12 protein-coding genes are annotated in these 14,646 nt (G+C 62.4%); 9 read left to right on the top strand and 3 right to left on the bottom strand.

All coding sequences use genetic code 11. The features are described 5' to 3' along the window. Positions 1 to 23 precede the first annotated feature (23 nt). Entirely contained in the window at positions 24 to 3,836 is a 3,813-nt protein-coding gene (locus tag AC6JA3_RS08085; protein ID WP_026540105.1) for a multifunctional oxoglutarate decarboxylase/oxoglutarate dehydrogenase thiamine pyrophosphate-binding subunit/dihydrolipoyllysine-residue succinyltransferase subunit, read from the bottom strand. 489 nt (positions 3,837 to 4,325) lie between these two features. Between AC6JA3_RS08085 and AC6JA3_RS08090 the strand changes: the two genes are divergently transcribed. From AC6JA3_RS08090 to AC6JA3_RS08110, 5 genes are all read left to right on the top strand, one after another. After that, complete coding sequence (locus AC6JA3_RS08090) at positions 4,326 to 5,675, top strand: hemolysin family protein (protein WP_347783204.1); 1,350 nt, start codon at positions 4,326 to 4,328, stop codon at positions 5,673 to 5,675. Then, positions 5,672 to 6,742 (top strand): hemolysin family protein, encoded by a 1,071-nt coding sequence (locus tag AC6JA3_RS08095; RefSeq protein WP_026540107.1) that lies wholly within the window; start codon positions 5,672 to 5,674, stop codon positions 6,740 to 6,742. Before AC6JA3_RS08090 ends, AC6JA3_RS08095 begins: the two co-directional genes overlap by 4 nt. A 104-nt stretch (positions 6,743 to 6,846) precedes the next feature. Further along, complete coding sequence (locus AC6JA3_RS08100) at positions 6,847 to 7,851, top strand: metal ABC transporter solute-binding protein, Zn/Mn family (protein ID WP_347783206.1); 1,005 nt, start codon at positions 6,847 to 6,849, stop codon at positions 7,849 to 7,851. Between the two features lie 135 nt (positions 7,852 to 7,986). Next, complete coding sequence (locus tag AC6JA3_RS08105; protein ID WP_175493331.1) at positions 7,987 to 8,820, top strand: metal ABC transporter ATP-binding protein; 834 nt, start codon at positions 7,987 to 7,989, stop codon at positions 8,818 to 8,820. Then, a complete protein-coding gene (locus tag AC6JA3_RS08110; RefSeq protein ID WP_091550143.1) occupies positions 8,821 to 9,711 on the top strand; it encodes a metal ABC transporter permease in 891 nt (296 codons plus the stop codon). Between the two features lie 11 nt (positions 9,712 to 9,722). Here AC6JA3_RS08110 and AC6JA3_RS08115 read toward each other — a convergent pair whose 3' ends face one another. After that, positions 9,723 to 10,190, bottom strand: coding sequence for a Fur family transcriptional regulator (locus AC6JA3_RS08115; protein ID WP_026540111.1), 468 nt, complete (start codon positions 10,188 to 10,190; stop codon positions 9,723 to 9,725). Positions 10,191 to 10,284: 94 nt separating this feature from the next. Here AC6JA3_RS08115 and AC6JA3_RS08120 point away from each other — a divergent pair, with 94 nt between their 5' ends. Next, positions 10,285 to 10,938: an MBL fold metallo-hydrolase gene (locus tag AC6JA3_RS08120; protein WP_091550145.1), complete on the top strand. Its 654-nt coding sequence runs from the start codon at positions 10,285 to 10,287 to the stop codon at positions 10,936 to 10,938. Here AC6JA3_RS08120 and cds1 read toward each other — a convergent pair. After that, positions 10,935 to 12,017, bottom strand: coding sequence for an L-cysteine desulfhydrase Cds1 (gene cds1 / locus AC6JA3_RS08125; RefSeq protein WP_347783209.1), 1,083 nt, complete (start codon positions 12,015 to 12,017; stop codon positions 10,935 to 10,937). The two genes, AC6JA3_RS08120 and cds1, sit on opposite strands and share 4 nt — an antisense overlap. A 74-nt stretch (positions 12,018 to 12,091) precedes the next feature. Here cds1 and AC6JA3_RS08130 point away from each other — a divergent pair, with 74 nt between their 5' ends. From AC6JA3_RS08130 to AC6JA3_RS08140, 3 genes are read left to right on the top strand one after another with little or no spacing between them, the layout of a single operon-like run. Beyond that, the gene (locus tag AC6JA3_RS08130) at positions 12,092 to 13,039 is read left to right on the top strand and encodes a sulfurtransferase (protein ID WP_497920068.1); all 948 of its coding nucleotides are present in this window, start codon (positions 12,092 to 12,094) and stop codon (positions 13,037 to 13,039) included. After that, the gene (locus AC6JA3_RS08135) at positions 13,039 to 14,187 is read left to right on the top strand and encodes an NAD(P)-dependent alcohol dehydrogenase (RefSeq protein WP_026540114.1); all 1,149 of its coding nucleotides are present in this window, start codon (positions 13,039 to 13,041) and stop codon (positions 14,185 to 14,187) included. The genes AC6JA3_RS08130 and AC6JA3_RS08135 overlap by 1 nt, the downstream gene beginning before the upstream one ends. Next, a complete protein-coding gene (locus AC6JA3_RS08140) occupies positions 14,184 to 14,612 on the top strand; it encodes an HIT family protein (protein ID WP_347783211.1) in 429 nt (142 codons plus the stop codon). The genes AC6JA3_RS08135 and AC6JA3_RS08140 overlap by 4 nt, the downstream gene beginning before the upstream one ends. Positions 14,613 to 14,646: the final 34 nt, after the last annotated feature.

Below are 14,646 nucleotides of genomic sequence, written 5' to 3' on the forward strand. Positions count from 1 at the left end.
TCCTCAGGCCGGGCAGTTTCGCTTTACTTGCGTTCGAATGCCTGCTTGATCAGGGCATCCTGCTCAGCGGCGTGGCGCTTCATGGAACCGGCCGCCGTGGAGGCAGACGCCGGGCGGGAGACCAGGCGGAGCTTGCGGTCAAGTTCCGGTGCCAGGTTCAAGCCCATGAACGGCCAAGGTCCCTGGTTTGCCGGTTCGTCCTGTGCCCAGACGATGTCAGCGTTCGGGTACTTGGCCAGCTCGGCATCAATCTCGGCCTTGGGCAGCGGGTACAGCTGCTCAACGCGGATGATGGCAGTGGACGTGTCACCGGATTTCTGTCGGTTGGACAGGAGGTCGTAGTACAAGCGACCCGAGACCAGGATGACCCGGTCAACGTTTGCCGGCTGTACTTCGGGATCGGCAATGACCGGACGGAATCCGCCAGTGGTGAAATCTTCGACGGCGGATGCGGCGCCCTTGAGCCGGAGCAACTGCTTGGGTGTGAAGATGATCAACGGCTTGCGCGGACGGCTGTAGGCCTGGCGGCGCAACAGGTGGAAGTGCGAGGCAGCAGTCGTGGGGTTGGCCACGATCATGTTGTCCTCGGCGCACATCTGCAGGAAGCGTTCGATGCGGGCGGACGAGTGGTCCGGACCCTGGCCTTCATAGCCGTGCGGAAGCATGAGCACCAGCGAGGAACGCTGGCCCCACTTTTGCTCAGCCGAGGAAATGAACTCGTCAATGATGGTCTGGGCGCCGTTGACGAAGTCGCCGAACTGCGCTTCCCACAGGACCAGGGCGTCGGGGCGTTCCACTGAGTAGCCGTATTCGAAGCCCATTGCTGCGTATTCGGACAGCAGGGAGTCGTAGATCCACAGCTTGGCCTGGTCATCGGAGAGGTTGCCCAGGGGCAGCCACTCGTTGCCGTTGGCGCGGTCGTGGAACACGGCGTGACGCTGCACGAACGTGCCGCGGCGGGAGTCCTGGCCGGCCAGGCGGACGGGTACACCCTCCATGATCAGCGAGCCGAAGGCTGCGATTTCTCCGAAGCCCCAGTCGATGCCGCCCTCACGGGACATCTGCTCACGCTTCTCCAGGAGCTGCTTGAGCTTGGAGTGAACCGTGAAGCCATCCGGAATTTCGAGGTGGGCCTTGCCGATGCGGGCGAGGGTCTCAGCGGAAATGGCAGTTGACGCCGGGGAGTTGGTGCCGAAATCAGCCTGCTGGGCAATGGGACGCTCGATGTCCGAGACCGCAGCGGAATCCGCGGTGATGATCGGGATCGGTGAGGTCTGCGCTGCGTGCGTCTCGGCGAAGACGCGCTCGAGGCGCTCCTGGTAGTCGCGGAGCAACTGCTCTGCTTCTTCCTCGGTGATGTCGCCACGGCCGATCAGGGACTCCGTGTACAGCTTGCGTACGGAGCGCTTGGCTTCGATCAGGTTGTACATGAGCGGCTGGGTCATCGAGGGGTCGTCGCCCTCGTTGTGGCCACGGCGGCGGTAGCAGACCATGTCGATGACAACGTCCTTGTGGAAACGCTGGCGGAACTCGTAGGCGAGCTGTGCAACGCGTACAACTGCCTCGGGGTCATCACCGTTCACGTGGAACACCGGTGCCTGGATCATCTTGGCGACGTCGGTGGAGTACGTGGACGAACGCGATGACGACGGCGCGGTAGTGAAGCCCACCTGGTTGTTGACGATCACGTGGATGGTACCGCCGGTGCGGTAGCCACGCAGCTGCGAGAGGTTGAGGGTTTCAGCCACAACACCCTGGCCGGCAAATGCGGCGTCACCGTGGACCATGATGGGCAGGACGGGGAACGACTCGCCCTGGTCCAGCCGGTCCTGCTTGGCACGGACGATGCCCTCGAGGACGGAGTCCACGGCTTCCAGGTGGGAAGGGTTGGCGGCGAGGTAGACCTTGGTCTGCTTGCCGTTGTCCGAGGTGAAAGTGCCTTCGGTGCCAAGGTGGTACTTGACGTCGCCGGAACCCTGGACCGAGCGGGGGTCCTGGGTACCTTCGAATTCGCGGAATACCTGGGCGTAGGTCTTGCCGGCAATGTTGGTCAGCACATTGAGGCGGCCACGGTGGGCCATGCCAATGGCAACCTCGTCCAGTCCGTCGTCGGCTGCATCAGAGATGACGGCGTCGAGCAGCGGAATCAGCGACTCGCCACCCTCAAGCGAGAAACGCTTCTGGCCGACGAACTTGGTCTGCAGGAACGTCTCGAATGCCTCTGCTGCGTTGAGCTTGGAGACGATGCGCAGCTGCTCTTCGCGGCTCGGCTTGGAGTAGGGGTGCTCCAGCTGGTCCTGGAACCACTTGCGTTCTGCAGGTTCCTGGATGTGCATGTACTCGATGCCCGTGGTGCGGCAGTACGCGTCGCGCAGGACACCAAGGATGTCGCGGAACTTGAGTTGCGGCTTGCCGCCGAATCCGCCGGTGGGCCATTCGCGGTCCAGGTCCCACAGCGTCAGGCCGTAGGTCAGGACGTCCAGGTCCGGGTGCTTGCGCTGGACATACTCCAGGGGATCGGTGTCCGCCATGAGGTGGCCGCGCACGCGGTAGGAGTGGATCAGCTGCTGGATGCGGGCAACCTTGTTGATCTCATCGGCAGGGTCCACCTGGAGATCCGGGCTCCAGCGAACGGGTTCATAAGGAATACGCAGAGCTTCAAAGATCTCGTCGTAGAAGTTCTGCGCGCCCAGCAGGAGCTGGTGGACCAGCTTGAGGAACTCGCCGCTGCCGGCACCCTGGATGACGCGGTGGTCATAGGTGGAAGTCAGCGTGAGGATCTTGCTGATGGCGTTCTGGGCGATGATCTTCTCGCTGGCACCCTGGAACTCAGCCGGGTAGTCAAGGGCGCCGACGCCGATGATGGCGGCCTGGCCCTTGGAGAGGCGGGGCACCGAGTGCACGGTACCGATGCCACCGGGGTTGGTCAGGGAGACCGTGGTGCCGGCGTGGTCGTCTGCGGTCAGCTTGCCGGCGCGGGCACGCTTGATCAGGTCTTCATAGGTGTGCCAGAACTCAGCGAAGTCCATGGTCTCGGCCTTCTTGATGTTGGGAACCATCAAGAGGCGCGTGCCATCGGGCTTGGGCATGTCAATCGCGATGCCGAAGTTGACGTGTGCAGGCTGCACGGCACTGGGCTTGCCATCGATTTCGTCGTAGTAGACGTTCATCGACGGGAACTGGGACAGTGCACGGACAACCGCGTAGCCGATGAGGTGGGTGAAGGAGACCTTGCCACCGCGGGCACGGGCAAGGTTGGAGTTGATGACCACCCGGTTGTCGATCAGGAGCTTGGCGGGAACTGCCCGGACACTGGTGGCGGTAGGTACTTCAAGGCTGGTCACCATGTTGGTGGCGATGGCCTTGGCCGGTCCCCGGAGGACGGAAACTACGTCTTCCTCAGGTGCCGTGGGCGCCTTGTTGCTCTTGGGCAGCTGGGCAGGAATGGGCTGGGCCGTGGTTCCGGCTGCGGGCTTCTTTGAACCGTCCCGGGCAACAGTGGCCGGTGCTTTCTTCGCCGGGGCAGGTGCCGCCGGGGCAGGTGCCGCAGGAGCGGCGGGTTCCGCGGCAGCGGCCGGAGCGGCCGGCGCCGATGCCGGAGCCGCTGCAGCAGGAGCTACTACGGGAAGTACTTGGGTAGGGGGATTGGCAGCTGAGGGAGCTGCGGAGGATCCGTTGGAAGAAGTGCCGTCAGCAGAAGCAAAGGATTCAAAGAGCGGCCACCACTTGGTGTCGACCGAATTCTTATCCTGTTGGTACCGCTCGTACAGTTCGTCAACGAGCCACTCGTTTCCGCCAAATTCCTCTGGTAGACGGTGGCTGGGCTGCTCTGGCACTTGAAATACGCCTCTTCCATGAGTGTTGTTTTCCCGCTGGCCAAAGTTGCTTTTCCGCAACAATGGGCACAGGGTCCGGGTCCCGCGAACTCAGACCCCTGACAGTCTAGTTAGGATCGTTGGTTAACTGCCAATAGTGGTGACCTAAATCATGTTGCGGCTGACTTAGTGGGATGTCCCGGCTTTTGGTCGCGTGGTTAAGCCCGCTGTTGGAGCCGCCGCGGGGCAGGACTGTAGACTGGAACCCTTATGGACAGTAAATCTAGGTGCCGGCCTGGGAACTGTCGGGGGAGCCAAACTGGCAACTCCGCACAGCGTGCCCGTCGAGCCGGCAATACCCGTTCACATGCCCATCACGCGCCGGCCTTCGCTGCCGGTGGTTCTTCGGACCATGCGTCCGCGGGACCCGACCAGCCTCCGCCGGGGCGAATCCCTGCGCTGAAGGCGCCTTCCCCCTTGCACGTGCCCACTCTTGGAGTGATGCACTAAGTGGAATGGATACTTCTCCTCGCCGGCTTTGCTTTGATTCTGGGCACCGGCTTTTTTGTAGCAGTTGAGTTTTCCCTGGTTGCCTTGGACCAGGCGAGCGTACAGCGTGCGGTCGACAACGGTGACCAGGCTGCAGCCCCGTTGCTGAAGTGCCTCAAATCGCTGTCCACCCAACTTTCCAGTTGCCAGCTGGGTATCACCCTGACCACGTTGCTGACCGGCTTCGTCATGGAGCCGTCCCTGGGGCAGCTTCTCGGCGGCCCCCTTGCTTCCCTGGGGCTTTCCCCGGAGGCGGCGCATTCGGTGGCGTTGGTCCTGGCTATGGCTGTGGCCACCCTCTTGTCGATGCTGATCGGCGAATTGGTACCCAAGAATATGGCCATTGCACTTGCCTTTCCCTTGGGAAAGCGCCTGGCCCGCCCGCAACTGGTGTTCACGGCCGTCTTCAAGCCCGCCATCGTGGTGCTGAACGGTTTCTCGAACAAGGTCCTTAATCTGTTTGGCCTTGAAGCCAAGGAAGAGATCTCAGGGGCAAGGACCCCCGCCGAGCTCGCTTCCCTGGTGAGGCGTTCCGCTGAGCTGGGGACCCTGGACGCCGGTACTGCCAACTTTGTTGCCCGAACCCTGAACTTTTCGGGGCGCACGGCAGCTGACGTCATGACACCGCGCATCCGCATGGAAACGATCGACGCCGACCAGCCGGTATCGGACATCCTGGACGCCGCACGGCGCACTGGATACTCAAGGTTCCCGGTGATTGGTGATTCCACTGACGACATCCGCGGCGTAGTCCATGTCAAGAAGGCAGTAGCCGTGCCGGCAGAGCGCCGGGGCAAGCTTGAGGCCGGTGCGATCATGACCGATGTCCTGCAGGTTCCCGAAACCATCCACCTGGATGCACTCCTCGCCGAACTGCGCGAAGGTAACCTCCAGCTCGCGGTGGTACTGGATGAGTACGGCGGAACGGCTGGGATCACTACCCTTGAGGATCTGGTGGAAGAAATCGTGGGCGAGGTCGCTGACGAGCACGACAAAGTCCGCCCGGGAGTGCTTCAGAGCGCGTCCGGCGACTGGTACTTCCCCGGGTTGTTGCGCCCGGATGAGGTGTCCGAGCAGATCCCCAACCTCACGGTTCCTGACGAATCAGCCTACGAAACGGTGGGCGGCTACGTCATGAGCCAGCTTGGCCGTATTGCCCGGACAGGGGACGTCGTGGATGCGGTGGGCGGGACGCTTACTGTGACCAGGATGGATGGGCGAAGGATTGACCGGATCTGTTTCCATCACGTGGAGACGGATCCGTCCAGTCCTGACGACGCAGAGAACCGTCATGAAGCAGGTGCCGTATGAGCGACTGGGTAGGAATTCTCTGGCTCGTCGTTCTCCTGATCGGCAACGCCTTCTTCGTTGGGGCCGAGTTCGCCGTCATGTCCGCGCGCCGGAGCCAGATCGAGCCCTTGGCCGAAGCCGGATCCAAGCGTGCGCAGACAACCCTGCGGGCCATGGAGAATGTCTCGTTGATGCTCGCCTGTGCCCAGCTGGGCATCACGGTTTGCTCACTCCTGATTCTCCAGGTGGCCGAACCTGCCATCCATCATCTGCTGGCAGAACCCCTTGAGCTGGTGGGCGTTCCTGTTGAATTGGCAGACATCATTGCCTTTGCCATTGCTTTGTTGTTTGTCACGTTCCTGCATGTGACCTTCGGGGAGATGGTTCCCAAGAACATCTCAGTCTCCGTGGCCGATAAAGCAGCGCTGCTGTTGGCGCCTCCGTTGATGTTCATTGCGCGCCTGGTGAACCCGATCATTTGGACGCTCAACTGGCTGGCCAACCACATCCTGCGGCTGATGAAGATCGAGCCCAAGGATGAAGTGTCCTCATCGTTCACTTTGGAGGAAGTGCAGTCCATCGTCCAGGAGTCCACACGGCACGGATTGGTGGATGATGAAGCGGGCCTGTTGAGTGGTGCCTTGGAATTCTCAGAGCACACGGCCTCGCACATCATGGTTCCCCTGGACAAGCTGGTGGTGCTGAAAACGGCGTCCACCCCGGTGGACCTGGAGAAGGCGGTCAGCCGCACGGGATTCTCCCGTTTCCCCATGGTGGACGACGACGGCGAGCTCGCCGGGTATCTGCACGTGAAGGACATCCTGTCCATCCCCGATGAGGGGCGCAGGCATCCCATTGCCGAGGGGCGTATCCGTTCCTTTGCCAACTTGGCACCGGATGACGAAATTGAGCAGGCCATGTCGGTCATGCAACGTACCGGTTCCCATCTGGCCCGCGTGATCGGTGCCGGGGGAGAGACCCAGGGTGTCCTGTTCCTTGAGGATGTCATTGAGCAATTGGTCGGCGAGATCCGCGACGCCACCCAGGCGACGGGTATCCGCCGCTATGGAGACCAGCAGGTGAAATAACGGTGTAAGTGGGACGGCGTCGATCGCATGTGATCGGCGCCGTCTCCGTCTAAATAGGAATCATTCCCATCTAGGGCTACACTGAAGTCCGATAGTAGTTGTGTTTGATTCTCATTTTGAGTAGATCCGAGGTCCTTGTGCGTCGTTCCGCCGCCCGCCTGTCCATCGCCGCTTCCGCAGGGATGGCCGCCCTGTTGCTTTCTTCCTGCGCCGGCACCGCGGGTGCCGGGAGTCCTTCCTCATCCTCTGGATCCATTGAAGTGGTCACGTCCACCAACGTCTACGGGGATGTGGTGAAGGCGGTTGGCGGCGACAAGGTCAACGTCAATGCCATCATCACCAAGACCAGCCAGGACCCGCATTCCTATGAGGCAAGCGCCCAGGACAAGCTGGTTATTTCCAAGGCCAAACTGGTGGTGGAGAACGGCGGCGGCTATGACGAGTTCCTTCACAAAATTGCCGATGAGACCAAGGTTGGCCACGACAACATGATTAGCGCCGTGGAAATCTCCGGGCTCGCCCCGGAAGAAGACGCCCACAGCGCCGAATCCCACAGTGAAGAAGGCCATACCCACAACCACGGCGGGTTCAACGAGCACGTCTGGTACAGCCTGGACACCATGGGCAAGCTTGCCGATGCAGTTGCGGCCAAGCTCGGCAGCCTCGACGCGGGATCGGCGGCGACATTCACAGCCAATGCCGAAGCATTCAAGACCAAACTCGCTGACCTCACCGGAAAGCTTGACGCCGTCAAGGCCGCAAATGACCACGCTCCGGTTGCTGTAACGGAACCCGTCCCGTTGTACCTCCTGGAAGCCGCCGGGCTGGAAAACAAGACCCCCGAGGCCTACAGCGCTGCCATTGAAGAGGAATCCGACGTTCCGGCTGCCGTCCTGAAGGAAACCACGGACCTTCTCAGCAACAAATCAGTCCGGTTCCTTGCCTACAACGAGCAGACGGAGGGACCCCAGACCGAAACCGTCAAGCGGGCCGCTGAAGCTGCCGGCGTGCCGGTGGTGAACTTCACCGAGACGCTTCCTGACGGCAAGGATTACCTCCAGTGGATGTCCGACAACGTGGAATCAATTTCCTCCGCTCTCAAGAAGTAGCATTTCCCGACACCCGGGTGCGGTGAAGGGCCCTGTCAACGTCCTAAGATATTCAGGATGGCTGCGGGGCCTTTTGCCTGCCACCAGTACAGCCGTGAACACCAGCGGCGCAATTGACTGCGTTCCCAGCAGCGCATGGATCGAGGACATCTTTTGACACCGGTAGTGAGCCTCCGCGGAGCGAGCCTTCAGTTCGGCAAGAGGACACTGTGGCGGGACCTGGACCTCGACATCAATCCCGGCGAGTTCTTCGCTGTCCTCGGACCCAACGGCAGCGGCAAGACCAGTTTCCTCAAAGTCCTCCTTGGACTGCAGGAGCTGCATTCAGGGACTGTATCCCTGGGCGGCCACCCTGTGGAGCGCGGCAGCAAGCGGATCGGCTATATCCCCCAGCAAAAGTCGTTTGCTCCGGACACCCCCTTGCGTGCACGGGACCTGGTGGGACTGGGGATCGATGGACACCGGTGGGGCATGCGGCTCTCGGCCGGGAAGGTCAATCCGAAAATAGACGAACTGCTGGAACTGGTTGGAGCTTCCGACTACGCCAAAGTGCCTGTGGGCCAACTGTCCGGCGGAGAGCAGCAGCGGCTCAGGGTGGCGCAAGCGTTGGCAACCGAACCGCAGGTGCTCCTGTGCGATGAGCCGTTGCTTTCCTTGGACCTGCACCACCAGCAGGGCGTCAGCTCCCTGATCAACAAGCAATGCCATGAGCGGAACAGTGCAGTGGTTTTCGTGACCCACGAGATCAACCCGGTGATCGACTACGTCGACAGGGTTCTTTACCTCGCCGGCGGCCAGTTCCGCATAGGTGCCCCCAAGGAAGTCATGACGACCGAAGTTCTTTCGGAGCTGTACGACAGCCATGTCGAAGTCATCCATACCAACGGAAGGATCGTCGTCGTCGGACTTCCAGACGCCACCACGCACTTCCATGACGATGCCCATGCAACTGCCGGGGAGGAGTTCTAGTTGGACCTGGAAACCATTCTGCAAACCATCTTCAACTTCGAGAACTACGGCGAGTTGTTGGTCCTGGTCCAGAACTCCATTTGGGCCGGAGCAGTGCTGGGGCTGCTGGGCGGGCTGGTGGGCACCTTCGTGATGAAGCGGGACCTGGCTTTTGCCGTCCACGGCATCTCCGAATTGTCCTTCGCCGGTGCTGCGTTCGCCTTGCTGATCGGTGCCGACATCATCTTTGGATCATTGATCGGCTCGGTGGCTGCCGCTGTCCTGCTGGGATTCATGGGCGTCCGGGCGCGGGATAAGAACTCCATTATTGGTGTCATCATGCCGTTCGGCCTGGGGCTGGGCATTCTGTTCCTGGCACTGTATGAGGGCCGTGCGGCCAACAAGTTCGGCCTGCTGACAGGCCAGATTGTTTCAGTGGACGCCGTTCAGCTGCAGGTCCTTGCCGGAACCGCGGTAGTGGTTATGATTGCCCTGGCGGCAATCTGGCGGCCGCTGAGCTTTGCCAGCGTGGACCCGGAAATGGCTGAGGCCAGGGGAGTTCCGGTCCGGGGGCTGGCCATCGGGTTCATGGTGCTCCTGGGTGTCAGCGTGGCGCTGTCCATCCAGATCGTCGGGGCCCTGCTGGTACTTGCGTTGCTGATTACGCCGGCAGCAGCCGCGCTTCGGGTCACTACCTCGCCACGATTGGTGGTGCTGCTCAGCGTGGTCTTTGCCATGACGGCTACGGTCGGCGGCATCCTCCTGGCCCTGGGCAGCCGGATTCCCATCAGCCCGTACGTCACCACGTTGTCATTCCTGATCTACGTGGTGTGCCGGGTGATCGGCCGGGTCAGGGCCAACAGGGGACTCAACGGCAGGGTCTCCCGCGACCAGCCCGCAGGCGCCCTCTAAGGGGTTCCCGCCTAAAGTGTGCCGGCAGCCTTCCGGGCAGTGCACTCAGGGCATAGGCCGAAAATTTCCACGGTGTGGGCCACCTCGGTAAAGCCGTGTTCGGCAGCGGTTCGTGCCGCCCAGGTCTCGACGGCGGGCGCCTCCACTTCCACGGCCTTGCCACAGTTGCGGCACAGCAGGTGGTGGTGGTGGCCGGTGACGTTGCATCGCCGGTAGACGGCTTCGCCTTCACCGTTGCGCAGGACATCAATCAGCCCGTCATCGGCCAACGATTGAAGAATGCGGTATGCCGTGGCCAGCGATACCGAGATGCCCTTGTTCTGCAGGAGCCGGTACAGTTCCTGGGTGCTGACGAAGTCGTCCAATTCGTCCAGTGCGGCGCTGACGGCCAAGCGCTGCTTGGTAACGCGCTGCTCCTTGACCCCGCTGGTGGCCGGCGCCGAGGGGCCGGTCGTGGCGGAATTGGTGCCGTGTGGCATTGAAGGACTCATTTCCCTGGGGATGCTGGCAAACCCCAATTTTACCAGCAGGGAAGGCTTGGAAACTCTCAGCCGGGGGTCCTAGGCTTTGGTCATGTTGCTCACCAAATACACCCACGCCTGTGTCCGGTTGGAGAAAGACGGGAAGGTCCTGGTCATCGACCCCGGTTCCTTTTCCGAGTCAGGGGAAGCGTTGACGGGTGCCCACGCCGTCCTCATCACGCACGAGCACAACGACCACATTGACCAACCCGCCGTGGTCTCCGCGCTCCGCAGCGACGCCGGGCTTGAAGTCCATGCGCCGGAGGGGGTTGCAGCGGCACTCAGGGAGGAGGGCGACATCGCAGCCCGGGTCCATACCGCCGTGCCGGGTACCGACTTTGAGGCTGCCGGCTTCAGCGTGCGCACGTTCGGAGGCCAGCACGCGGTGATCCATGCGCAGATCCCTGTGGTGGCAAACATCGGATACCTGGTGGATGGGAACGTTTTTCACCCCGGTGACTCGTTCGTGGTCCCGGACGGGATTGACGTCAAGACACTCCTGGTGCCCATCCATGCTCCGTGGTCCAAAGTGGGGGAGGTTGTTGACTTCGTGATTTCTGTCCGGGCACCCCGGGCGTTCCCGGTCCACGATGCTTTGCTCAACGACATCGGAAGAGGCCTGGTTGAAGGCCACGTGACCCGCATTGGCGCCCGTTACGGGACCCGCTATGAGCATCTTGCCCCAGGCAGTTCCGTAGAGGTCTAACCGGTCCACGCACCTGTGTCGTGGAACCGCTCCAAGGTTGCCTCGTGCGGGGTGGGGTCCAGTCCCTTGGCAGCCAGCCACCCGGCGTCGTAATAGCTTCCGGCATAGCGGTCGCCGCCGTCGCACATCAACGAAACGATGCTGCCCCGGCGGCCCTGGGCCACCATCCCTGCCACCAACTGCCAGACGCCCCACAGGTTGGTGCCCGTGGAGGGCCCTGCGTGCAGCCCTGTGAGTTTCCGGAGGTGGCGCATGGCTGCCACGGAGGCGGCGTCCGGAACTTGGATCATGTGGTCGATGACGGCCGGCACGAAGCTCGGCTCGGACCGCGGCCGGCCAATACCCTCGATCCGTGACGGCAAGCCGGTCGCTGCGGCGGCGTCTCCGTCGCGCCATGCCGGGTAGAAGGCGGAGTTTTCCGGGTCCACCACCGCAAGGCGGGTGGGGTAGCGGTTGTATCGCAGGTAGCGGCCGATGGTTGCGCTGGTTCCGCCGGTTCCCGCACCCACCACAATCCACTCCGGGATGGGGTGTTCTTCCAGGGAGAGTTGATCGAAAATCGACTCCGCAATGTTGTTGTTGCCCCGCCAGTCCGTTGCGCGTTCCGCGTGGGTGAACTGGTCCATGTAGTAGCCGCCGGAGGTCCTGGCGGTCTCTTCGGCCACCGCGTAGACCTCCGAGGCGTGGTCCACCAAAAGGCAGGCGCCGCCGAACTCCTCGATCAGGGCGATCTTTTCCGGACTGGTGGTTTTTGTCATCACCGCGATGAAGGGCAAACCGATGAGGCGGGCAAAATAAGCTTCGGACACTGCCGTGCTGCCGCTCGAGGCCTCAACGATGGTGGTTCCCTCGGTGATCCAGCCGTTAACCAGGCCGTAGAGGAACAAGGACCTCGCGAGCCGGTGCTTGAGGCTGCCGGAGCGGTGGGTTGACTCGTCCTTCAGGTACAGCTGGACGCCCCAGTGTTCGGGCAGCGGGACGGCATAAAGGTGCGTGTCCGCCGAACGGTTGTTCTCGGCCTCGATTTTACGGATGGCTTCACTGGCCCATGCCCTGTCCTGAATGCACGAATTGCTCACCGGATAAGCCTAGGCTGGAATCCGGGCGCCGGCGGCAACGCCGGCCCCCTGCGGCAGAAATGAAGGAGAAATCGATGGCCACGCTGATAAGTGCCCCGGAACTGCGGGATCGTCTCGGTTCAGGGGTGCGGACTGTGCTCCTGGATGTCCGGTGGGTGCTCGGCCGGACGGATGGACACAGCGAGTACCTGGCAGCGCACCTTCCCGGCGCCGTGTTCGTGGACCTTCCCACTGAGCTGGCCGATCACGCCGGGCCGGGTTTTGGCCGGCACCCGTTGCCCCCGCCGGAACGGTTCCAGGATGCAGCGCGGCGATGGGGGATCAACGACGGCGACACCGTGGTTGCGTACGACAACAGCGGGAGCATGGCTGCGTCACGTGCTTGGTGGATGTTGCGGAACGCCGGCCTGGAGTCCGTCTACCTGCTCGACGGCGGCCTGGCCGCCTGGCGCACGGCCGGCTACCCCGTTGAGACAGGCGAGGTTAGGCCCGCCGCCGGGAATGTTTCCCTTGGCGAGGGCATGATGCCGGTCATCAGCGAAGCCGAAGCCGGGCAGTGGCACCACCAAGGAGTGTTGCTTGATGCCCGGGCGGGGGAGCGCTACCGGGGCGAAGTGGAACCGATCGATCCACGGGCCGGGCACATTCCCGGCGCCGTGAGCGCCCCCACCACCGAAAACATCTCGGCCGAGGGAAAGTTCCTGCCAGCCGAAGAACTACGCCGCCGCTTTGACGCGCTGGGCCTGGGTGGGGCCTCTGCCGTGGCGGTCTATTGCGGATCCGGCGTAACGGCAAGCCATGAGATCGCCGCGCTGCACATCGCCGGGTACAAGGCCGCCCTCTACCCGGGGTCCTTTTCCCAGTGGTCCACCAACACTGGGAACCCTGTGGCTGTGGGCGGTGAGCCGTTGGAGGAGCCCGCTGATGGTGATGGCCCAACTGGCTCAAGCGGCCCAACCGGTCCAACTGGCTCAACCGGCCCAACTGGCACAAGCAGCGTCGGCGGGAGTAGCGTCGGATAATGACTCCTGGACGACCAGTACCCCCGCCCCTTGCCAAGCCCATCACTCCGGACACCAGCGGAACCGGAAGCGCCACCTTGGCTGCAGCGTACGGTGCCACATCTCCGGACAGCGGCTTGGTGCCCCTGACCGTTGCCCGGCGGGCGCCGACACCTGATGACGTAGAGATCGCGATTGAGTTCTGCGGCTTGTGCCACTCGGATGTCCACGCAACGCGGGGTGAATGGCGGGTTCCGCCGTACCCGCTGGTTCCAGGCCATGAAATTGTTGGCCGGGTAACCCGCGTGGGTTCCGACGTCAAGGAGTTCGCTCCAGGGGACCATGTGGGTGTGGGCTGCATGGTGGATTCCTGCCGGGAATGCGAGAGCTGCCTGGAAGGCCTGGAGCAGTATTGCGAACGGGGCAACGTCGGCACCTACGGGGCAGCGGACCCGCGGCAGGGCGAGGCAATCACCCAAGGCGGCTACTCGACGTCGATCGTAGTGGACCGCCGTTTCGTGTTGCGCGTCCCGGAAAAACTCGACCCCGCAGCTGCAGCTCCTTTGCTGTGCGCCGGGATCACCACCTATTCACCGCTGCGCTACTTCGACGTCGAAGAAGGGGACGCCGTTGGGGTGGTGGGTTTGGGCGGTTTGGGTCACATGGCCGTCAAGATCGCCAAGGCCATGGGTGCGGAGGTTACGGTTTTCACTACCTCCGAGTCCAAATTCGACGCTGCCCGCCAGCTGGGGGCCGATCACGTGGTCCTGTCCAAGGACGCGGACGCCATGGAAGCTGCCAACCGGAGCATTGACGTCATCATTGACACGGTTGCGGCACCGCATGACCTCAACCCCTATTTCCGCACGCTTCGTTTGGACGGCGCACTCTTCCAGCTGGGCCTTCCGGCCGATGACATGCCGCCTGTCAGCCCGGGGCTGCTCATCCGCCGCCGGCTTGCCTATGCAGGTTCGCTGATTGGCGGAATCGAGGAAACACAGGAAATGCTTGACTTCTGTGCTGAACACGGGGTTGCCAGCGACATCGAAGTGGTGCGGGCCGAACAGCTGAACGAGGCCTATGACCGAATGGTGGCCGGCGACGTCAAGTACCGTTTTGTCCTGGACACTTCAACACTCCAGGAACCAGCCGAAAGGGCAGACGCATGAGCACGCTGTTCACCAAGATCATCAACGGGGAGATTCCGGGCCGCTTTGTCTGGAAGGACCAGGACGTAGTGGCGTTCCTGACCATCGCGCCTATCACTCCCGGACACACGCTGGTGGTGCCCCGCGAAGAGGTTGACTCGTGGACCCACGCCAGTCCTGAACTGCTTGCCAAGGTCATGGATGTTGCCCAAAGCATCGGGAAGGTCCAGGAGGAGCTGTTCGACGCCAAACGTGTGGGTGTCCTGATGGAAGGCTTCGAGGTTGACCACCTGCATGTGCACGTGTGGCCTGCCTACTCAACGGCCGACTTCGAAATCCACAACGTGGACAACAACCCGGATCCGGCTGTCATGGACGCCACCGCCGTGAAGCTCCGTGCCGCCCTGCGCTCGGCCGGCCATGGAGACGCCGTCCCACAGGATTGAGGGTCCAACAAAGTTAACCCGGCGGTGCTGAATC

The organism is Arthrobacter sp. TmtSoilC79 (genome assembly GCF_059739405.1).

What these genes read in the sequence shown, in the direction of transcription:
- AC6JA3_RS08095 (WP_026540107.1), top strand. Translation starts at nt 5,672, where the DNA reads ATGAGCGACTGGGTAGGAATTCTCTGGCTCGTCGTTCTCCTGATCGGC.
- AC6JA3_RS08105 (WP_175493331.1), top strand. Translation starts at nt 7,987, where the DNA reads ATGGATCGAGGACATCTTTTGACACCGGTAGTGAGCCTCCGCGGAGCG.
- AC6JA3_RS08115 (WP_026540111.1), bottom strand. Translation starts at nt 10,190, where the DNA reads ATGCCACACGGCACCAATTCCGCCACGACCGGCCCCTCGGCGCCGGCC.
- AC6JA3_RS08120 (WP_091550145.1), top strand. Translation starts at nt 10,285, where the DNA reads ATGTTGCTCACCAAATACACCCACGCCTGTGTCCGGTTGGAGAAAGAC.
- AC6JA3_RS08130 (WP_497920068.1), top strand. Translation starts at nt 12,092, where the DNA reads ATGGCCACGCTGATAAGTGCCCCGGAACTGCGGGATCGTCTCGGTTCA.
- AC6JA3_RS08135 (WP_026540114.1), top strand. Translation starts at nt 13,039, where the DNA reads ATGACTCCTGGACGACCAGTACCCCCGCCCCTTGCCAAGCCCATCACT.
- AC6JA3_RS08140 (WP_347783211.1), top strand. Translation starts at nt 14,184, where the DNA reads ATGAGCACGCTGTTCACCAAGATCATCAACGGGGAGATTCCGGGCCGC.